Origin of the sequence: Sediminispirochaeta smaragdinae DSM 11293, from assembly GCF_000143985.1 — a bacterium.
Classification (GTDB): Bacteria; Spirochaetota; Spirochaetia; order DSM-16054; family Sediminispirochaetaceae; genus Sediminispirochaeta; species Sediminispirochaeta smaragdinae.
This window is the reverse complement of the sequence record NC_014364.1, coordinates 1,846,876-1,868,079: the sequence shown is the minus strand read 5'-3', so window position 1 is coordinate 1,868,079 and position 21,204 is coordinate 1,846,876. Positions and strand designations below refer to the sequence as shown.

Genomic DNA, 21,204 nt, shown 5'->3' with positions numbered 1-21,204 from the left:
GCTTCGGGGGTAACACCAGAATGAAATTCCACATCCGCTTTGCGGAACAGGTCGTCGGTTTTTTCGTTCTTCTTGCGTTGTTGGCAGTCGCCGGCTTGCTGATTCTGATGGGTATCAACCAGCGTTGGTTTTCAAAAGATTATCACTTTACCAGCCGATTTGAATCGGGAAACAACCTTTCAAACGGTATGCCTATAAAGTTGAAAGGCTTCAAGATAGGGGCTGTGGATTCGGTTACCCTGCTTGAGGACAATACCGTCATGATTGATTTTCATATATTCGATACCTATTACTCAAAGGTAACCCCCAATTCCGTTCTCGAGCTGGCGGTCAATCCCCTGGGAATAGGCAGTAGCGGACTCCTTTTTTATCCGGGAAAGAGCCAGGGGCCGCCGCTGCCGGAGAATTCGATGATACCTTCCCTTGATATGGAAGAAGGTAAAAGGCTGGTTGCTCAGTCTTTAGTCTCCATACCCAAGGGAAGCGACGCCGTTTCCGATATATTGGTTAGGATCGGGCCGACAATCGATTCACTGAATACACTTCTGGTTAGTATCGACGACCTGGTACACGGAAAAAACAAGGCTCCCCTTGGTTCGCTTATCAGAGAGACCGACACCATAGCCGCCAATGTCAGAGCAATGAGTGACGGTGCCGTTGTTCCGGTCGGCTCCATTCTCGATAATGTGGAAACCCTTACCGAAAGTCTCAAGGATACGACAGGTATTGTTACAAGGCTCCTTAACCCGCAGGGATCGGTGGCGAAATTACTGAATGATAATGAAGAACTCTATAAAATGATGAGCAATATCCTTCATTCTCTTGCCTCTTCGGCCGAAGAAATTAGGATGCTTCTTGCCTTTGCCAATGAAAAACAGCCGCAAATCAGCACCCTGCTCGACCAAACCATCGATGCGATAAACCAAGGCGAGGATGTGCTTACCGGGTTGAAAAACAACCCCCTGCTTCGGGGAGGGATCCCCAAAACCACCGCCCAGCCGACAACCTTTGGAGGTTTGCGGGACGGAGAGTTTTGATGGAAGGGGGCAAGGGTATTCGCGCATGTAGTTTTCTTTTTAGTATTCTTCTTGCGGCGGTACTGCTTTTATCCGCCTGCTCGTCGTTGCCAAAGGAGCAGACGCCGACAAAGGGGAAAAAGGCTCAGGCAGCCGATTTCGCAAGTTTCGGAAGGGAATATTTTACCGAAGGCAGATACAAGGATGCCTTAACCTTCTTCTCCTATGCTCTTCATCAGCAGATTCTTGCCGACAACAGAGAGGGTATCATTGATAGTTATTTCGATATTGGACGATGTCATCTCGAGTTGAAAGCGTTTGAAGAGGCAAGACAAGCCTTTTCCGATGGTCTGATGCTTGCGGAAAAGGAGGAACTTGTCGGAAAACAGGCCAGAGGGAAAATCCTCCTTGGAGAATTCTACCTTGCAATCGATAACGAGGAGAAAGCGGGTATACTGCTCCAGGAGGCTACAGAAATCCTCCCGCCCGACGGAAAACAGTATACGAGAGAGCGCGCCGTAGTCTATCACGATCGTGGGGTTTTGATGAGGCGGCAGGGGGATTTGGAGAAAGCCGAAGAGTTGCTCTCATTGAGTCTTGCCATTAATCGCCGGGAGAAGGCTCGGGAAGAAGAGGCCAACAACCTTTACATGCTTGCCTCGGTGGCCAGTGCAGGCCGACAGTATGGGAAGGCTGACGAACTTCTTCAGGAAGCACTGCTGATCGATAGAGCTTTGGAACGCAGCCTCGCCATAGCCGACGACCTTTACGCCATCGCTATAGTTGCCGAAAAGCGAAACGACGACGATGAAGCCTATACATCCTTTAGCCAATGCTTCATGATCTATCAGGCGATGGAGCGTCTTGATTCGGCAATAGAGGTCCTGTATCGCCTGTCGGCATTGGCCGAAGCGCTGGGAGATGAAGAGAACGCTTCGCGCTACGAAGCGGCCGCACAGAAACTTGAACAAAGAGGTAAACGATCGGATGATGAGATCGAATAATCAAAAACGACATTGGCTAACCCTGTTCTTAGGCCTTTACGTCAGACTTTTTCGTACTATCGTCTCATTTCTTGTTTTTTTACTGGGAATCGGACTATTTGCGCTTCTTATTACCTTCCCGCTTTGGTTTGTCGCCACTCGGCATCCCCTCGTCTATACTACTGCTGTACTCTCTTTGATAGCTCTCTATCTTATCTGGAAAGCGATAAGGAGGCTGTCGGATACGTCTCGCGAGGAACTGAAGCATTTCACCCAAAAGATCATAGAGCTTATTCTCCTCTTGGTCCTCCTCTACTTTGTAGCAGGCTTTATTGCTTCAGCAAGGGTCATTCCCGCAATCATTGCGGCCCTCCCCACCCTTGGAATGGCAGGACTTTTATTCAGTGATACAAGGGTAAAAACCGGACGGAGTTAATGATTAGAAAAGGAATATCGCTTTTTTTTACGCTGATAATCCTCTCCACGTTTCCCCTTGTCGCCTTACCTTATCCACAAATTACGACGCTTCAAAGGGGAGATCCTTTATATGCCCAATTGATGGAGGATATCGAGGCATCCTACCGAGCCGATGCGACGGGGGATGCGCGTCCTCCTCTCGCTTTTTTTAGCTATACCCCGCAGGAGGGTGAAGATGTTTTTTCGCTTAGCGCCCGATGCTCGCTCCCCTATGATACCCTTGCCTCGCTTAACCGTCTCGATGACTCCTCCCTCCTGCCGGATGAGCCACTGTTGATACCGAATCAGCCCGGGCTGTTTCTTGCGATAGAGGCCGAAAGTGATCTTGAAATTCTCTCCGTTGCAATGCTTGCAAAAGCTTCCGAAGGGATGCACATTCTCATCAGAAGCAAAGATGGAAGCTCCTGCCCCTTCCTTTTCTTTCCGGAAAAGCGATTCAATGCTCTTCAGCGGGCCTATTTCCTGGGGATCCTCTTCAGGCTCCCGGTAAGGCGGTCGATTCTCACAAGTAGTTTTGGGATGAGACGCGACCCCTTTACCGGGGATCAAAGCTTCCATCACGGAATAGACCTTGCCGTTCCCGAGGGAACCCCTGTTATGCCTGCACGCTCCGGTATCGTTGAGCAGACCGGTTACGATAGTGTGCTCGGAAACTATGTGATACTCTCTCACGAGGGAGGGTATGAAACGGTGTACGGTCACCTGAAAAGCGTCAATGTCCAATTGAAAAGCCCCGTAAGATTAGATATGATTGTCGGTAGCGTAGGGAATACCGGGAGGTCGACAGGTCCTCACCTTCACTTTGAAATCCGCTTTGGAGGAATGGCCAGGGATCCCCAAAATCTCTTACCGGAGATTTCTAAATGAATACGATGACAAGCAGAACAGCACCCATTGCCGTCATATTGGTTCTCTCACTCTTGCTGATTTCCTTTGATGCATATGCGGAAACGGTAAGGGGTGAGCTGACTATTACCCTTGCACCGGGCGAGGAAGGCCACTTCAGGCTCTTTGAACTGGTTGCCATTGATCCGGTGAAAAACCCCATTGCAAAGTCAGTGGAAGTCCTGCTGACGATTCCCAGACCGTTTCTCCGCTATAGGGACAGTTTTGCACTTTCTCTCTATGGAGGACTTTCCACAGCTCCGACCGAAGGGATGCAGCAACTCCGGGGTACATTACTCTATCAAGGTCTTCTCCCCCCCTCCGGTAAGCTCCTTTTTCGCTTGCCTCTTAGTGATGAAATAGGGAAAGGAGGGCCGGGGCTTATTCTTCCCGATCACAAGATCACAATAGACTCTTTTCCCCTGATTCTTCAGATTGTCCCCATTATGAAAGGGCTTCCCTCGGAATTACTCAGTGCCGATATCGGTATTTCGGCCGATCTTTTGTTGGAGGATGTAGGGTTTCTCACCCTCTCTATAGAGCTTCCCGAGGGCGTCGAAAAACCGATTGAAGAAGATACACAGTTTTTGATCGATAATAAGCGCTATGCAGAGAAGGAATTGGCCGAAAAGCTCAAACTCAGCAGTGGCCTTCATACTCTCCGTTTGAATATTCACGGTTTTGCAGAGGAAAATCGTACCTTTAACATCACAAAGGGAGAAACGACGGAGTTGACAATAGCCCCCGAGCTTCTTGAAAGTCATTATACCATCAGTGCACCAACAGGTACCGTGGTATTCATCGACGGAAAACAGCTTAATCAGCCGATTGGGGAAGAGACTGCCATTTCTCCTGGAGAGCATGTGGTGCTTTTCAGGTTCGGAGACTATCAGCTAAGCAGAAAATTCACCGTAAACGGCGGAAAAAACTACAATATTGAGCTCTTTTTTGATATTCTTATAGAAGACCATTAAGTTTTCTCTTTCATAGTCGATAATAAAAATGTCGGAAGCAATGTTATAGTTCCCCTCCCAGTTTACTATGCATTGCGGACGGCACACCACCTGGCCGATTCTCCCCGAATCGGCCTTTTTTTGTCGGGTTTTGTTAGGGCATCCCCCCCCTCGGCATTCCCTTGACAACTCCGCCGTTCCTCCCTACTGTAACAGCTATGATTCGTTCCAGAAAACGCCGAATTCAGGCCCAGATTATCATGGCGCTGACAATATTGTGTTCACTTGTGGTCGGTTTTTCCACGGGCTTTGTCCTGTCTCAGACCTTCAATACCGATATAAAAGGGGACCTCACAAACTTTGAACCTGCCCTTCCAACTCAGATTCTAGATTGTAACGGGGAGCTCATCACGGAGATCTTTTCCGATGAGAAGCGGGATATCGTTCCCATCACGAAACTGCCGAAGACGCTGATCCTTGCCCTGATCAGCCGGGAAGATCTTACATTCTTCCAACACCATGGCTTCAGTTTTCGGGGAACAGCCCGGGCCGCATGGAATGTTCTTACCGGTAGCTACTTTTCGGGGGGCAGTACTCTTACCCAGCAGGTTGCCGGGCGCTACTATGCCGACAGGACCGATATATCGATTTTTCGAAAACTTAAAGAGCTTTGGTATGCCTTCCAACTTGAACGGGATCTGACAAAATATGAAATACTCGAGCTGTATGCCAACGATATGTATTTCGGACATAACGCCTATGGGGTGGAAGCGGCCAGCAGGTTCTACTTCGGCCACAGTGCTGAAGAGCTTACCGTCGCCGAATCGGCAATTCTCGTCATACAGCTTGCAAGTCCAGCCCTGTACAGCCCTATTAATCACCCCGAACGGGCCAGAAGCAGACAAAAAGATGTTCTGGACCAGATGGTTGCCAACGGTTTTACGACGAGGGAGGAAGCCGAGGTCTCTTTCCAGAATTACTGGAACAATTACGATTTCTCCCGCTCGAATATTGCAAGCGCCTACTTTGACAATGAAAGTAAGGCACCCTATTTTTCGGAATACGTACGTATAAAACTCAACGATATGCTCTACGGTGCTGTCGACATCAACAAAGACGGCTATATCGTGCATACCACCCTTGATCTCGGCTATCAGCGTATCGCCGATGAGATCATGAGTAAGGCCTTCGTGGATGTCAATGAAAAATATCGTACGCTGAAAGGAAAAAGGCTTTCGATCGCCGACGACGTTTATGTCCCGATAGCGGATCTGCTTGCCCTCACCTTTAATCTCGAAGATATGAAAGTGGCCGGGGCAAAGCAGAAAAAAGCCGCTGTAGATTCATTCTACACCAACTTTCAGCCTCCCCTTGAGGCTCTTTCGCTATTGTTCGGCTCCAATGACATCATGAGTGTTGCACGATTTGCCGGGACAAAAGAGTCATCGAGGATCAAGAAAAACTTCATTGAAGGCGCCTTGATCTCCATGGATCACCGAAACGGACACATCCTCGCTATGGTAGGTGGAAGTGATTTCGAAACAAAGCAATACAATCGGGCTGTCGATGCAAAGGTCCAACCAGGCTCCAGCATCAAGCCTCTCTACTACTCTGCGGCGATCTCTTCGGGCAAGTTTACCCCCGCAACACGGCTTTATGACGGTCCCATCGTTTTCTACGACGATATGGGGAATTCCTATCAACCCCTTAATTATCTTGGGACATGGGATGGATCGGTTCTCTTGCGGTATGCTCTTGCCACCTCGATGAATGTACCCAGTCTGCAGGTGCTTGAGGGAGTCGGCTTCGAAACTGCCATCGACCGAATAAGTAAACTACTTGGCATGGAGGATAGGAAAGAGGATCGTGTACTCTTTCCCCGCTCCTATCCACTCGGCCTTGGTGTCACCAGTGTAGCTCCGATCAATATGGTGCAGGCCTTTTCGACCTTTCCCAATCATGGAAAACGAATTGAGCCTATCGCCATTACCCAGGTTCTCGACCGAAACGGTAATACCATTCTTGAACCGGAAAAAGAACGGCTGCGTGAAATGCAGAAAAACCGGGGAAAGGACCTCCAGATCATGTCGCCTCAGGCCGCTTATATCATGGTCAGCCTGCTCCAAAGTACCGTTGAATTCGGAACGCTGCGTTGGAGGCGCATCAACGTGGGAGGATTCGACGGCATGCCCATGGCGGGAAAAACAGGAACCACCCAGAACTGGGGTGATGCCTGGACCGTGGGATTCAGCCCCTACATAACCACCGCAGTCTGGCTTGGATTCGATACTCCCGGCAACTCTCTTGGTCGTGAGATCACCGGTGCAACTGCCGCAGGACCGATCTGGGCTGAATATATGAAAAAGGTCCATGCGGGGCTCGAACCAAAGGAGTTTGAAAGGCCCTCAGGCATCGTAACCGTCAGGGTTTGTGCCGAATCGGGAATGCTGCCCACGAAACTATGCGACCATACCATTGAAGAGGTTTTTATTGCGGGTACGGAACCAAAACAGCTTTGCCCCATACATAGTTTTGAACAGGAGCGGGATAAGGAATTGGTTGGTAATCTGCAAGATATTCTCACCATCGAGGATTTTAATGTAGACACAAGCGACTCGTTGTTTGACAGCTCAACGCTTCCCGACATCAATTTCTCCGACGATGGAAGCGGAGGAAACGACACCCCCGATTACAATCCGTTGCTTGAATAAGTTGAGTGGATGGGAAATATGAATAAGCAAATCGAAGAGATCTATATCGGAAAGCGTATCAGAAAGGAACTCGGAGATCTAAAACCGCTTATGGAAAGCCTGAGGACCTTCGGCCTTATGAATCCGATTGTCGTCAACCAGGACGGCGAGCTCATCGCTGGCCACCGCCGCCTGGAGGCGGCAAAGGCCCTGGGTTGGAGAAGTATCGAAGCAAGGGTTGTCAATGTCGAAACGGACATACAGATGCTGGAGCTTGAGATCGAGGAAAATCTCCACCGTCGAAGCCTTGCGGCCGATGAACTTGCCGATGGCTACAATCGTCTCGACAAACTGAAACATCCCTCCGTGTTCCGTAGAATATGGAATGCAATTAAGAGATTCTTCTCCATGCTTTTCGGTGGGGATGGACGAAAGAAAAAAAGGAAACGGCCTGACAAAAAGCAGGACCGTCCCCTGTAAAATGTTTTTCGGTTCCCTTTTTCTATTGAACCACGGAAAGGCCCTCGGGATCGAGCTTCAGAAGTGATCCATCCCGGCTTTCTACAATGATATTCTTTCCTGTTTTCTGAATGACCGTATTCGGGTCAACCTCAACATCGGACTGTGCCAACAAGCTCAGATTGCCACTGTCGAAGGCAGCTATCTTCCATATTCCGTCAAAGGATGCCACCACATATGCACGCTGATTGTCTAACAACACCCAGCTTTCTCCGTAGAGATGCTGTTCACTTTCCGAAGACACGGAAAGATCATCACTATTCAAGAGCATCAGCTTCACAGCCTTGGGAGGGGCATCCATGCCGACAACGGCAAGATAAGCACCCGAGACAGGATAGACTTTTCTACCGCGAATGGCATTGACAGCGGAGCGTCCCCGCTCTTTTCCGCTTTCAGAGTCGTAGATAACCATTGAGGAAAGGATAATCCCGTTTTCCTCCCGTACATGCATAAAGGTAAACCCCGGAGCAGTTGCACCGGCGGCCCTTTGGCGGGCGGCAGCCTCCTCTTCTGCAATCGTCTTTTGCTCATCCCCTGCAATCCGATCGCGCTCCTGCCCGATTGCCTCTTCCCGACTGGCCTGCTCTTTCTCCTTGGCGGCAACCTGTTCTTCCTGTTTATCCAGCGCCTGCTGCTGCTCTTCGAGCTCCTGTTTGGCCGCCTGAACCTGCTCTTCCTGCTTCGCCAGCTCCTCCTGCTGCCCCTTTAGCTCAGCCTCCTTTGTACTGCCAGGTTCCGCCCCTTCAAGGGCCGAAGCAACCTCGTCCTGACGACGGTCAATCTCCTCCTGCTGAGCCTCCGCAGCCTCTTGTTTCTGCTGCAGATCAACTGTATCCTCTTCAAGCTGATTTCGCTCTTCTGCGGTGGCTGCCTTATCTTCTTCAAGCTGATCTTCCCGCAACTCCACCATCGATTTCCGATCATCAAGCCCTTGTTTCGATTCATCGCTTCGAAGTTCCTGGACAACTTCATCCCCACCTACGGTATCGGCGGAAATCCGGGCACTCCCCGTTCCATCCAGCGATAGAGGGATAAGCATCTGGGTATTTCCCGGCCACTCTTTGTAGCTCGTGGAGATTCCCATCTTCTTCTCATCCAAACGGGAGAGGACCGCCTCGGTGTAGCGGGAACGAACATATTCAAGATCACCACGGTGAACCGCATTATAGTAGGTGGTAAAAAGCGCAATCGTATCGGCCTTCTCCTGGTCATAGCCGTACTTTGCGGCCACAAAACCGGAAAGGATGCGCCTCACATTATCAATATGGTCGACAAGCGCCCCATCAAGTATTTCAACGATATCGGCACCCAGCACATCGGGAGAGCTCGGAACTATCGAGATGATGCGATATTTTCCGAGATAGGAGGAACTTCTCCCCTCGGCCATAGCCGCACCTATTCCCCGAATCTGACCGGCACTCTCAATCTTCTGATGAGGCCCCTCGTAGTTCAGGAACTCAACACTTCCGGCCTTGACGGTGAAAAGCTCACCGGTTGCCACTTCCTGCGCCGAAAGCGGTAGGAGGAGTGCGGCCGAGAGGGCCACTACCAGACCGACAAAACGCATCGTCAGATGCGGAAATCCTTTCATCATACACTCCTTTTTCTTTTTCCCCATGTTTTCTCTTAGTATAATCGTCTTTTTCCGCCCTGTCGAAGGGTATCCAGCACCGATGACCGCGTTTCCCTTCCAAAGGGGCCGTAGGCAACGGCAAGCAACAGCTCAAGATCCTTCTCTTCCAGACCCCCATGGTAGGCGGCGAGGTAAAAAAGCGCATCGCTGGCGGCAGAGACCTCCTGCTCATCCTTTCTACTATTGACCATCGAAGACAAGCGGTCCCGAACCGCAGCCCTTGCATCGCCTTCCGGGTCGTCCAACAGGGTACGTAATGCGTGATAGGCGGCAATACGGACCGAAGGATCCCACTCATACCGGATCAAACGTGACAGGACTCGGGAAGCAGAGGGATGTCCGTATCGAGCAAGCATCCTGACGGCGGTAATGCGGAGAGTGGGAAAATCATTTCGAAGGGCTCCCCCCTCCCTGATCGGAGAATCAATGGCGGCGCTTGCAAAATAGTGAAGCAGTATAGGAAGATAGGAGCTGCCGCGATCTGGTTTTCCGGACTCAAGTCGATCTTGTATTTCCGCCAAAGCGGCGACCTGGCCGTTGCGATCTGCAGAGCTTGCAATGGATTGAAGATAATGAAAGTCAAAGGGAGGCTCTTTTATCGAAAAAAGAGGTTTCGGTTCTCCCTCGTCCTCGGCGTCTTGAGAGGCTGAGGAACCGGAAGAAAAACGATAGAGGCGAAAAAGCCAATCACTTCCCCCGAAGAGAAGAAGACCTCGCCCATCCGTCGAAAGAGGAGCCGCCGGTGCAGGGGTTGAAATCCGGTTGAGAACCCTGCCTGCTTCATCCGTGAAGACGATCCCGCCGGCCTCTGCACAGATGGCAAGGGCTGCCTCTTTTTCCCTCTCCGCAGGATGAGAATCGGGAAGAACCACAAGGGAAAAGATGGCACGACCTGCAGGGAATTCCCAGACAGCAGTACCTGAGGTGGCATCGAGGCATGTGACATTGCCAAGCCTATCGGCGATAAAGAGCAGCCCCCGTTTCACATCGACGGCACAGTCGGCCGCGAGAGCAGGCAGTTGGTGCTCCCAGATAAGAACGCCGCTATCATCCACCGCAGTAATGGTTCCCGCATCCGTCGGTAAAAAAAGTCGCCTTCCATCGCTTTTGGGAAAAAGGACCTCGCCGGCAGAGAGAAAGGTCCATCGCAGGACCCCGTCGGTACCATAGGCATAGCTTCTACGCCCCTCGCATGAGACCACGATGAGTCTCTCCCCCGTCTTGGTTCGTACAAGTACCGGTCCACTCCGAGGCTGGGAGGGAAGCTGCAAAGACCAGCGAAGCCTTCCGGTATGGGCCACGGCAAAAAGGCCTCCACCTTTCCCCGCTAAGTAGAGCGTCCCGTCCCCTTCCCCCGCCATGGGAGAAAGAAATCCCTTTGGGTTTTGAAAGAACCAGGCCCCGATACAGCCGGGAGTGGCCGCGAAAAGCCTGCCGTCCTCCAGCAGAAGATAGATCTTCCCCTCGGCCCCTTCTACCGGAGATGAAGCGGCCCTATCGGGAAGCCTGCATCGAACAGGGGCCTCATCCCCCTCGCGATATCGGTAGAGGTAGCGGTCGCGCGAGGTAAACCAGAACGCCGGTACAAGCCTTGCGGCAAGGCACCCCGTGACCCGCCCGCCCACCGCAATCTTCTTTTGTTCAAAAGAGAGTGGATCGGCGGAAACGAGGGAGAGAGCATACAACAGGATAATGAGAAGCAGGCTTCCGAATTTTCTCACTCTACATCTCATATCACAGTATCGATCGATTGTCGATTGACTTTTTCCCTCCTGCTGAAGTATCGTTGATCCGGTTATGATTACTGCAAAGGCTTTTTCCCCAGGACATATAACGGGACTCTTTTCCATACGGGACGATGAGGATTCAATAGACAGCAAGGGCTCGATCGGGGCCGGTTTTTCCATTGCAAGAGGGGTAACGACCACGGTCACGCTCTCCTCCGCTTCACAGTCCGGAGGCGACAGTGCCGAGGAGAAGACAATCTACCGTTCAAACGGCGAAGAACGTAGCGACCTTGTGGTAAGCAAGAGGCTCATCGCTCTCTTTCAAGATGCCGCCCTTTTGAAGGATGTTGTCATCAGAGAAATATCTCATTCGATCGAAATTCCGCAAGGCAGCGGCTTCGGAAGCAGCGGAGCAGGGGCTCTCAGCCTGGCGCTGGCTCTTAACCGAGCCCTTGGTTCTCCCCTCTCCGCAGAGGAGGCAGGTACAATGGCCCATCGCGCCGAAGTCCTGTGTAAGACAGGACTCGGAACGGTCATTGGTGAATTCTGTGGCGGTGTTGAAATTCGCAGGAAACCGGGGGCTCCCGGAACAGGCGAGGTGGTATCGATACCCATTTCCGGCGATCTCAACCTTCTTTTCGTCGTCTATCGTAAAATTTCGACAAGTTCCGCCCTCTCGGATCCCGATATCAGGCGACGTATCAACGATACCGGTGAAAAGCTGATCGAAGATCTTCTTCGCACTCCGACGCTCGAAGCCTTTCTCTGGGCAAGTAGGGCCTTTGATGAACGTTCAGGGCTCATTACCCCCGAAGTGCGCAGGCTTTTCGATCACTTCGACGCAATTGGGACGCCTACGGCAATGCTAATGTTCGGGAATGCCGCCTTTGCCTTGTTTCCCGACAGGGAGAGTGCCGAAGCAGAGGCGCAGGCTCTTTCCAGAAGCGAGGAAAAGGGGTATCTTTTTACCACTACCTCGTCGAAACAGGGAGGATGTGTTATCCATGAGTGAATTTTTACCGAAAGATCATCCCCGGTATGAATCGATTCGGATGAGGGAACACCTTGTCGATATGGTCGATGCAAAGGTCCTTGCCCCCGAAGGATTGATTGCCCACGGGCGGGGAGAGGCCTTTGATTATTTGATAGGAGAAAAAACTCCCGACTGTGTGCTGGGACCGATCAGGGCTGCGGCAGCGGCACTTTTGACTGCTGAGCGGCCGATCATTTCTCTAAATGGAAATGCTGCTGCTCTTTGTCCCGAAGCGATGGTCGAGCTTGCCGAAGCTACCGGGGCAAAACTGGAGATTAATCTTTTTTACCGCAGCAGGGAGCGGATAGAGGCCATTACAAAGCTAATGGAAAAGGCCGGGGCAAGAGAAATCCTCGGCACCGATGAAGCCCGCCAAGGTCAAATTCCGGAGATAGGCAGCGAACGCAAGCGGGTCGATTCGGAGGGAATCTTAATTGCCGATACTGTCTTTGTTCCCCTTGAGGATGGAGACAGGACCGAGGCCCTTGTGAAGATGGGTAAACGGGTTATCACCATTGATCTGAATCCCCTGAGCCGCACCAGCAGAACCGCCTCGATCTCTATTATGGATCATATCGTCAGAGCGGTCCCGGCAATGACCAGGGCGGCGATCGAACTCAAAAAACTAAACAAAACCGAATGTCTGACCGTTCTCGACGGATTCGACAATGACAAGGCCTTTGCAGAGGCCCTGCGTTTTATTTCGGCCAGACTTAAAGCCCTTGCGGGAGATGCATCATGAATAGAATTCTGCAGTGGCAAGAAAAGCATAAAGTAACGGAAAGTAAAACGCCTATCGTGATGATCACCGCCTATGACGCAACCTTTGCATCCATCTGTCAGGAGGCGAAGGCGGACTGGATTCTCGTCGGCGATACCCTTGGTATGGTTGTTCAGGGAAAAAACGAGACCAAAGGGGTGACGGTCGAACACATGGCCTACCACACCGCTATGGTACGCCGTGGGGCACCGGATATGCCGGTTGTTGCCGATATGCCCTACGGCTCCTTTTCGAACGCCGCCTTGGCCCTCGAAAATGGTAAGAGGCTGATGGACGCGGGAGGGGACGCAGTAAAATTCGAAGGAGCCGATACTGTCGTTTGTGAGGCCCTTAGCTCTGCGGGAATTCCCGTAATGGGGCATCTCGGACTGCTTCCGCAGACAGCGGAAAATTTCAGGGTTCAGGGCAAGGATGCCGAGTCCGCCGCAGTCATGATAGAAGATGCAAAAAGACTTGAAGAGCACGGCGCTTTTTCCATTGTCCTCGAATGTATCCCCGAGTCCCTTGCCGAACGAATAAGCGCGGCGGTCTCGATTCCCACCATAGGTATCGGGGCGGGAGCGCGATGCGGCGGCCAGGTGCTTGTCATAAACGATATGTTGGGACTCACCAGCGGGCATCTTGCTAAATTTGTCAAAACCTATGCAGATCTTAGAACAACAATTCGCTCGGCCGTATCTTCCTACGGGGAAGATGTTCGTAGCGGCAGTTTCCCGGACGCCGCTCACACCTATCACTAAGGTTGCGGCGATGGAAGATACGACAGAAGGAATTCCCCTTCAAGGCTCTGGGGAAGCCGATGTACTTGGTGCGCTGGGCAGAAAACTGGAGGGTGATCTCTCTTTTTCGGGAGAGCGAATTCTCGGATCGATGTGTACCCTTCCCCACCCCACCAGTGCAAAGGTCTATGAACATTATCTCGACCGAAATATAGGAGATCCGGGGCTGCATCCACGGCTTCAGCAGCTGGAGCGGGAAACAATCGGGATGCTGGGTCGTCTATTGGGAAGTCGGAGCGCGGAAGGCGCAATCGTCACGGGCGGAACAGAGGCAAACCTTATCGCCCTCTGGGCTGCCAAACGAAAACATAGAGAAAAACGGAAGGTGGTACTTCCCGAAAGTGCCCATTTCTCGTTCGACAAGGCCGCCGACATCATGGACCTTGATCTTTGTAAGATTCCGGTGGAGGATGACGGCAGGGTCGATCTGAAACGATATCTCGAAGCAATAGATGATAAGACCATGGTACTTGTGGCAGTTGCCGGGACAACAGGTCTCGGGGCGGTCGACCCTATCACCGAGATATCCGATGCGGCCACGGCATGGAAGCTTCCTCTCCACGTTGATGCCGCCTTCGGCGGATTTGTCCTGCCCTTCCTTGCCGAAGCAGGATACACCGCACCAGCCTTTGATTTCTCCCTGCCGGGTGTTAGCAGTATCACCATTGATCCACATAAAATGGGGCGCTGTGCCATTCCGGCCGGCGCTATTGTTTTTCGAAATCACGATGCTGCGGTGGCATCGGAAACCGAAGTGAGCTATCTTGCCGGAGGGAAAACACGACAGCGTACCATCGTGGGAACCAGATCCGGGGCCTCGGTGGCGTCGATTTGGGCCACGTTACATCGTCTTGGAAGAAAAGGCTATGTTGAAACCGTGGCAACGTGCATGGAAAACAGCTGTTATCTCTACGATCGATTACGCTCCATGAGCGGTGTAGATGCCGTAATCGAACCGCAAATGAACGTAGTAGGGTTCAGCCCCACAAAACATCGTAGGATCGATCCAGACGAGCTGGCCCGCCGACTGCGAGGTCGCGGCTGGGCCCTCAGCCTCTTCCCCGGCTTTCTCAGAATCACGGTAATGCCGCATGTAAGCAGAAAGATGTTGGATGCCTTTTTACATGACCTCGAGGAGATAATAGCATGAGCATGAATAATCATCCGTCGAAGGATATCATCGGCACTGCCAGCGATTGCCTTTCGGGCAAGAGGATTGCCCTTGGTATTTGCGGAAGTGTCGGAGCGGTGAAAAGTCCGGAACTGGCAAGACAACTTATGCGTCACGGTGCCGACGTTTACCCCGTCATGACCGAAGCCGCCTGCGGTATCATCCATCCCGACCTCATGGAGTGGGCAACAGGTCACGAAACCATCACAAAACTCACCGGCAAAATTGAACATGTCGCCCTTGCAGGGGATGTTCCGGAGAAGATTGACCTCCTTCTCATCGCGCCATCTACTGCCAATACCATCGGCAAGATCGCCGCAGGAATAGACGACACCACGGTGACGACCCTTGCGACGACCGCCATAGGTCAGGGTATTCCCCTTTTGATCGTCCCCGCCATGCATGAGCCAATGTGGCGTCATCCCATGGTGGTCCAAAACATTGCAAGCCTGAGAAAACTGGGAATCTCGGTTCTTGATCCAAAAATCGAAGAGGGAAAGGCGAAGATCCCCGATCCCGACACCATTTTTCACGCGGCCCTGCCTCTTTTGCTTCAGAACTCGGCCCCGCTCTCGGGAAAGCATGTCGTGGTCACGGCGGGAAGAACCGTAGAATATATCGATCCTGTTCGTGTGATCACAAACAACGCCTCCGGACGCATGGGAATGGCTATTGCCAGGACGGCAATGCTTTCGGGAGCCCGTGTAACGGTTCTTGCGGGAAAGATCGGTGTAAAGCCTCCCGCCGGCGTAGAGCTTATCAGGTGCGATACATCAGAATCTCTTCTTGCTGCCAGCAAACGGATCCTGGACAAAAAGGATGTCGATATCTATGTGGCGGCGGCAGCCGTTGGCGACTGGCAATGCGATTCGGTCTCGTCGACCAAAATATCGACCCACGGGAGAAAGGAGCTTAACCTCACCCTGACTCCGACCCCAAAGATACTCGACAGGATCAAGGAACTCTCTCCCAAAACCTACCTCATTGCCTTCAGGGCTCTGCATAAGGTGAGCGAGGAGGAGCTTCGTAAGGATGCGCTTGCGAGGATGAAAAAGGCGAGTGCCGATATGATTGCTGTCAACGATGTCTCAAAAGAGGGATCCGGTTTTGAGACAGAAACCAATCAGCTTCACCTCTTTTTCAAAGACGGAGAAGAGATCGACCTGCCCTTGAGCCTGAAAGATGCCGCAGCCAGGCGCCTGCTTCTTGAAGCTGCCCGGCGACTTGGTTCTTGAACCAGAGCCGCTGGGGGCTTTCAATCAACCACAGAGGATGAGACAAGAAATCAGATTGTCAACCTGAGATGCTCGTGGTACATCTGATCACGGACGGCCCTTACATCCTCGCTGGCCAGATAGTCGTCGAAGGGCATCATCCTGTCGATGATACCGCTTGGAGTAAATTCGATAATCCTGTTGGCAATGGTATGGACGAACTGATGGTCGTGGCTTGTGAAAAGGAGGACTTCGGGGAACTCAATCAAGCCGTTGTTCAAGGCGGTGATGGATTCGAGGTCGAGGTGATTGGTCGGTTCATCGAAGATCAGAACATTTGCGCCGCTGAGCATCATCTTACTGAGCATACAACGCACCTTTTCCCCTCCGGAAAGCACCTTAACCGATTTCATGGCCTCATCGCCCGAAAAGAGCATACGACCGAGAAAGCCTCTGATCCACGCCTCATCGTCGCTTTCGGTAAATTGCCGGAGCCAGTCGGTGAGGTTCATCTCATTTTCAAAAAAGGAGATATTATTCTTTGGAAAGTAACTTGGGGTGATGGTTACCCCCCAATCATAGCTTCCCGCGTCGGGATCTGCTTTTCCGCTGAGAATATCGAAAAGGGTGGTCTTTGCCTGGTGCATAGGGCCGACAAAGGCAATCTTATCTCCTCTGTTAACGGCAAAATCGAGATTCTCGAACAGCTTCTCTCCCTCAAAGGAGGCCGAAAGCCCCTTCACTTCAAGGACATTTTTTCCGCACTCCCGCTCAGGCTTAAAACCGACATAGGGGAAACGGCGGCTCGATGGTTTGATGTCGTCAATGGTCAGCTTTTCGAGAAGTTTTTTTCTGCTGGTTGCCTGTCGTGCCTTACTTGCATTGGATGAAAAACGCTGAATGAACTCCTTCAATTCCGCAGACTTATCCTCTCTCCTCTTCTTTTCATCCTTGCGCTGTTTGGCAGCAAGCTGGCTGGACATATACCAGAAATCATAGTTTCCGACGTACAGCTGGATCTTCCCAAAGTCGATATCGGCAATATGGGTACAAACGGTATTGAGAAAATGGCGATCGTGGCTGACAACGATTACGGTGTTGGAAAAGCGAAGAAGAAAATCTTCCAACCAGTTGATAGACTCAAGATCAAGATGGTTGGTCGGCTCGTCAAGGAGGAGAATATCGGGATTGCCGAAAAGGGCTTGGGCAAGAAGAACTCGAACCTTATCCCCAGGTTCGAGCTCCCCCATTTTGGTCTCAAGTAGGGATTCCGCTATACCAAGGCCGGAAAGAAGCTGTCCGGCCTCTGCCTCTGCCTCCCACCCGCCGAGATCGGCGAACTGCCCCTCGAGCTCTGCCGCCCTAATACCATCCTCCTCGGTAAAATCACTCTTCTCATAGATGGCGTCCCGTTCCGCTTTGACGGAATAGAGCTCCTTATGCCCCATGATGACGGTCTCAAGCACGGTATGTTCATCAAAAGCAAAATGGTCCTGTCTGAGCACCGAGAGCCGTTCTCCAGTGCTGATAATGATTTCTCCCGCATCGGAATCCAACTCTCCCGAAAGAATATTGAGAAAGGTGGATTTTCCCGCTCCGTTGGCGCCTATGACTCCATAGCAGTTCCCCGGAGTAAATTTGATAGTAACGTCCTTAAAAAGGACCCGCTCCCCGAAACGGAGCATGATATTGCTTGCAGTAATCACTTAACTATTCCTTATTCGGTGTGGTTTTCCCTGTTTAGTATGGCCCCATTGTTCACGGAAGAGGCGGGGCTGTCAACCGGAACACACGGTTCCGGCCCCTTAGAACGGGCCTTTACACCAGGCTTTTATTCCGCAATGGTCGCAATCGGGGGAACGCTTGGCACATCTGGTTTTTCCATGTTCGACAAAGAGGGCATGAAATTCATTGAGAATCCTACGTTGCTGTTTTACAGCTTTTCCCTCGGTTGCGGAGGAAAGATAGTCGCGTATCTCCCTATCCGAGAGTTCCTCACCCTTTAAACGAGCAAGTATCCGCCGGGTATAGGCGTCGATGACAAGCACCGGAACACCAAAAGCGTAAAGTAAAATCGAATCCGCGGTTTCTTCGCCTATGCCCCAAAGTGAAAGCAATTCTTCGCGACTCGGCGTCGATGCGGCAGATACTTCCCCGTAGCCATTCTCCAGGAAAAAACGGGCAAGAGTTTTCAATTTCCTCGCCTTCTGCCGATAATATCCCGAGGAGCGAATGAGTGCCTCAAGCCGCTCGTCGGAAAGAGCGAGCAGTCGCTGCATATCGATTGCCCCCGCTTCATCCAAGGACTCCAGGCAAAGGCGGACATTACGCCATGCGGTGTTTTGGGTCAATATTGCTCCGAGAGCAATTTCGAAACGACGGTGTGCCGTGGCGGGGATACTATAATCCAAGGGATGGTATCCCTTCGCATCGTGGCCTTGGTTTCCCGCATCGGTCACCACGGGCCACCAACCACGCGGGCCGTAAAGTTCCATGAATAGCTGATAAAGAGTCTGTGGCTCTATCACAGTTTTCCTCGCATAAAAAAAGGCACCGCTCCCGAAACAATCGGAAGCGGTGTAGATGATAATCCTTTAGCAGAACAAAAGGTCAGCTATTTTTTACTACGGGCCACAGCCTGGGCCGCGGCGAGACGGGCGATCGGAACCCTGTAAGGGGAACAGCTGACATAGTTGAGCCCGGTTCGATAACAAAAATCGATGGAATCGGGATCTCCGCCGTGTTCACCGCAGATCCCCATCTTGAGGTCGCCTTTGACCGACCGGCCCTTTTCGACACCCATGGAAACAAGCTGGCCAACGCCCTCGGTATCCAATGACTGGAAGGGATCACGAGGTAAGACGCCCTGATCAAGATAATCTCCGATAAAGGAACCGATGTCATCTCGGCTATAGCCGAAGGTCATCTGGGTAAGGTCATTGGTTCCGAAACTGAAGAAATCGGCGGAAGCCGCAACCTTATCGGCGGTCAACGCGGCACGGGGAATCTCGATCATGGTGCCGATCTTATAATCAACCTTCATCTTTTTCTGGCTAAGAACCTTTTCAATAACAGCTTCGGCGTTGGCCCGGAGCATCTGAAGCTCTTTTACGGTTCCGATAAGAGGGATCATGATTTCGGGATGCACCTTTTTGCCCGACTTCTGAACCTCACAGGCTGCCGTCATAATGGCCTCAACCTGCATGTCGTAGATTTCGGGATAGGTAATACCGAGACGACAACCGCGGTGGCCGAGCATGGGGTTGAGCTCTTTCAACGCTTCAGCCTTCGCTTTTAACTGGGCAGGCTTGATTCCAAGCTTTGCCGCCAGCTCTTTCACCTCTGCAGCCGTTTTGGGAACGAACTCATGTAAGGGAGGATCAAGGAGCCGTATGGTAACGGGGAGCCCTTCCATTGCGGTAAAGATTCCCTTAAAGTCTTTTTTCTGGAGGGGGAGCAGTTTCTTTAAGGCATCAGCACGTGCCTCCGCCGTTTCAGAAATGATCATCTCTTGGAATATCTCCAGCTTTCCCTCGTCGAAGAACATGTGCTCGGTTCGGCAAAGCCCGATCCCTTCCGCTCCGAATTTCCGAGCAACCTTGGCATCGGCCGGCTGATCGGCATTGGTCCTTACCTGAAAGCCGACACCGGCAATGCCTTCCCTCTTTGCGGAGAGACGAACCTTATCGGCCCATCCCAAAAAGGTGGCAAGGTCTTTGGTAATCTTGGGAGAAACAAGCTCGAGCTCCCCCTCAAAAACCTCACCTGTAGAACCGTCGATGGAGAGATAGGCACCTTCCTTGAATTTCTTTCCATCAACACTCATGGCTTTTCCTGAAACGACCACTGACTTACAACCAGCGACACAGGGCTTACCCATACCACGAGCGACAACAGCAGCGTGACTGGTCATACCGCCGGTGCTGGTAAGCACCCCCTGAGCGGCAACCATTCCGCCGATATCTTCGGGACTGGTTTCTTTTCGCACGAGCAGGACCTTTTTCCCATCCTTCGCCCAGGCCTCGGCATCTTCGGCTGAAAAAACGATCTGGCCGGTTGCTGCTCCGGGAGAAGCATTCAGCCCTTTGGCAAGGGGAGAAAGAGACTTCTTCATTTTAGGATCGATACCAGGGTGAAAAAGCTGGTCCAACTGGTCGGGGCTAACCCGCCCGATGGCCTCCTCTTCTGTGATCATCTTTTCGGCAACCATGTCAACGGCGATTTTTACCGCCGCAGGTCCGGTCCTCTTACCGTTTCTGGTCTGAAGAAGGAAGAGCTTTCCCTGCTGAATGGTGAACTCGATATCCTGCATGTCGTGGTAATGGTTTTCGAGTTTGTCCTTGATAGCCTCAAGCTCGTCATATACGGCGGCATTTCGCTTTTTCAGAGAGCTAAGCTTTTCTGGGGTCCGGATACCGGCGACAACATCTTCTCCCTGGGCATTCATAAGAAACTCACCGTAGAACACCTTTTTGCCCGTGGAAGGATCCCTGCTAAAACAGACGCCGGTTCCCGAATCGTCACCGAAATTTCCAAAGACCATGGACTGGACATTAACGGCGGTACCGAGTAAACCGGTAATATTGTTGAGTTTACGATAGTGGATGGCCCGGTCGTTCATCCAGGAACCGAAAACCGCATCGATTGCCTTTTGGAGCTGCTCCACAGGATCCTGAGGGAAGTCGCTCTTCATGTGTTTCTTGTATGCCTTCTTATATTCCGTTACAACCTTCTGGAGGTCATCGGCATCAAGTTCGGTGTCGAGTTCAACTTTTTTATCCGCCTTGATTTTTTCGAGAATAGCCTCGAAGACCTCCCCTTTCATGCCCATGGCTACATTCGAAAACATCTGGATAAAACGGCGATATGCATCCCAGGCAAATCGCGGATTACCGGTCTTTTCGCCGAGGCCTACCGTTGCCTGATCATTTAAACCAAGATTGAGGATGGTATCCATCATACCAGGCATGGATATAGCGGCACCGGAACGAACGGAAACAAGAAGAGGATCATTCGCATCTCCCAGTTTCTTTCCCATAAGCTTTTCAAGCGAACCAAGATGCTCTTTAAGTTCCGAAGCAAATCCGGCGGGATAAGAACGTTTGTTCTCATAAAATGCAGAACAAACCTCGGTGGAAATCGTGAAGCCCGGAGGTACAGGCACACCGATGCTGGTCATTTCGGCCAGATTTGCCCCCTTACCCCCAAGCAAATCCTTCATCTTCGCGTTGCCTTCCGCCTTTCCGTCACCAAAAAAATAGATCATTTTTGTTTTAGCCATAAATCTTCGATAGACCTCCAGAATTATTTTCGTAATTGCTAAGCAGATAAAAACTAAGCCAT

17 protein-coding genes are annotated in these 21,204 nt (G+C 51.6%); 12 read left to right on the top strand and 5 right to left on the bottom strand.

The genetic code is table 11. The features are described from left to right. Positions 1-20: 20 nt before the first annotated feature. The 7 genes from SPIRS_RS08755 (at position 21) to SPIRS_RS08725 (ending at position 7,484) form a co-directional block, all read left to right on the top strand. Positions 21-1,037, top strand: a complete 1,017-nt coding sequence (locus SPIRS_RS08755; protein WP_013254324.1) for an MlaD family protein — start codon at positions 21-23, stop codon at positions 1,035-1,037. Beyond that, positions 1,037-2,020 carry a tetratricopeptide repeat protein gene (locus SPIRS_RS08750; protein ID WP_013254323.1) on the top strand — a complete coding sequence of 328 codons (984 nt, stop codon included), beginning with the start codon at positions 1,037-1,039 and terminating at the stop codon, positions 2,018-2,020. Before SPIRS_RS08755 ends, SPIRS_RS08750 begins: the two co-directional genes overlap by 1 nt. Next, positions 2,004-2,435, top strand: coding sequence for a hypothetical protein (locus tag SPIRS_RS08745; protein WP_013254322.1), 432 nt, complete (start codon positions 2,004-2,006; stop codon positions 2,433-2,435). The genes SPIRS_RS08750 and SPIRS_RS08745 overlap by 17 nt, the downstream gene beginning before the upstream one ends. After that, on the top strand, positions 2,435-3,343 hold the full coding sequence (locus SPIRS_RS08740; RefSeq protein WP_013254321.1) for a LysM peptidoglycan-binding domain-containing M23 family metallopeptidase: 909 nt from the start codon (positions 2,435-2,437) through the stop codon (positions 3,341-3,343). Before SPIRS_RS08745 ends, SPIRS_RS08740 begins: the two co-directional genes overlap by 1 nt. Then, positions 3,340-4,335, top strand: a complete 996-nt coding sequence (locus tag SPIRS_RS08735) for a PEGA domain-containing protein (RefSeq protein ID WP_013254320.1) — start codon at positions 3,340-3,342, stop codon at positions 4,333-4,335. Before SPIRS_RS08740 ends, SPIRS_RS08735 begins: the two co-directional genes overlap by 4 nt. A 197-nt stretch (positions 4,336-4,532) precedes the next feature. Then, positions 4,533-7,025 (top strand): penicillin-binding protein 1A, encoded by a 2,493-nt coding sequence (locus SPIRS_RS08730; RefSeq protein ID WP_013254318.1) that lies wholly within the window; start codon positions 4,533-4,535, stop codon positions 7,023-7,025. An 18-nt stretch (positions 7,026-7,043) separates the two neighbouring features. Further along, positions 7,044-7,484 (top strand): ParB N-terminal domain-containing protein, encoded by a 441-nt coding sequence (locus SPIRS_RS08725; RefSeq protein ID WP_013254317.1) that lies wholly within the window; start codon positions 7,044-7,046, stop codon positions 7,482-7,484. 22 nt (positions 7,485-7,506) lie between these two features. Here SPIRS_RS08725 and SPIRS_RS08720 read toward each other — a convergent pair whose 3' ends face one another. After that, positions 7,507-9,117, bottom strand: coding sequence for a P83/100 family protein (locus SPIRS_RS08720; protein ID WP_245537738.1), 1,611 nt, complete (start codon positions 9,115-9,117; stop codon positions 7,507-7,509). Between the two features lie 32 nt (positions 9,118-9,149). Next, positions 9,150-10,877: an outer membrane protein assembly factor BamB family protein gene (locus SPIRS_RS08715; RefSeq protein ID WP_148224049.1), complete on the bottom strand. Its 1,728-nt coding sequence runs from the start codon at positions 10,875-10,877 to the stop codon at positions 9,150-9,152. 76 nt (positions 10,878-10,953) lie between these two features. Between SPIRS_RS08715 and SPIRS_RS08710 the strand changes: the two genes are divergently transcribed. From SPIRS_RS08710 to coaBC, 5 genes are read left to right on the top strand one after another with little or no spacing between them, the layout of a single operon-like run. Then, complete coding sequence (locus SPIRS_RS08710; RefSeq protein ID WP_013254314.1) at positions 10,954-11,895, top strand: pantoate kinase; 942 nt, start codon at positions 10,954-10,956, stop codon at positions 11,893-11,895. After that, complete coding sequence (locus SPIRS_RS08705) at positions 11,888-12,658, top strand: 4-phosphopantoate--beta-alanine ligase (RefSeq protein ID WP_013254313.1); 771 nt, start codon at positions 11,888-11,890, stop codon at positions 12,656-12,658. Before SPIRS_RS08710 ends, SPIRS_RS08705 begins: the two co-directional genes overlap by 8 nt. Beyond that, a complete protein-coding gene (gene panB, locus SPIRS_RS08700) occupies positions 12,655-13,437 on the top strand; it encodes a 3-methyl-2-oxobutanoate hydroxymethyltransferase (protein WP_013254312.1) in 783 nt (260 codons plus the stop codon). Before SPIRS_RS08705 ends, panB begins: the two co-directional genes overlap by 4 nt. 10 nt (positions 13,438-13,447) lie before the next feature. After that, positions 13,448-14,626 (top strand): tyrosine decarboxylase MfnA, encoded by a 1,179-nt coding sequence (gene mfnA / locus SPIRS_RS08695; protein WP_013254311.1) that lies wholly within the window; start codon positions 13,448-13,450, stop codon positions 14,624-14,626. Then, positions 14,623-15,882, top strand: coding sequence for a bifunctional phosphopantothenoylcysteine decarboxylase/phosphopantothenate--cysteine ligase CoaBC (gene coaBC / locus SPIRS_RS08690; protein ID WP_013254310.1), 1,260 nt, complete (start codon positions 14,623-14,625; stop codon positions 15,880-15,882). The genes mfnA and coaBC overlap by 4 nt, the downstream gene beginning before the upstream one ends. A gap of 50 nt (positions 15,883-15,932) precedes the next feature. Here the strand turns inward: coaBC and SPIRS_RS08685 are convergent, their stop codons facing one another. The 3 genes from SPIRS_RS08685 to ppdK all read right to left on the bottom strand — a co-directional run bounded on the left by SPIRS_RS08685 (position 15,933) and on the right by ppdK (position 21,142). Then, a complete protein-coding gene (locus tag SPIRS_RS08685) occupies positions 15,933-17,567 on the bottom strand; it encodes an ABC-F family ATP-binding cassette domain-containing protein (protein ID WP_013254309.1) in 1,635 nt (544 codons plus the stop codon). Positions 17,568-17,666: 99 nt separating this feature from the next. Beyond that, positions 17,667-18,389: an endonuclease III domain-containing protein gene (locus SPIRS_RS08680; protein ID WP_013254308.1), complete on the bottom strand. Its 723-nt coding sequence runs from the start codon at positions 18,387-18,389 to the stop codon at positions 17,667-17,669. 86 nt (positions 18,390-18,475) lie between these two features. Beyond that, positions 18,476-21,142: a pyruvate, phosphate dikinase gene (ppdK, locus tag SPIRS_RS08675; protein ID WP_013254307.1), complete on the bottom strand. Its 2,667-nt coding sequence runs from the start codon at positions 21,140-21,142 to the stop codon at positions 18,476-18,478. Between the last annotated feature and the right edge of the window lie 62 nt (positions 21,143-21,204).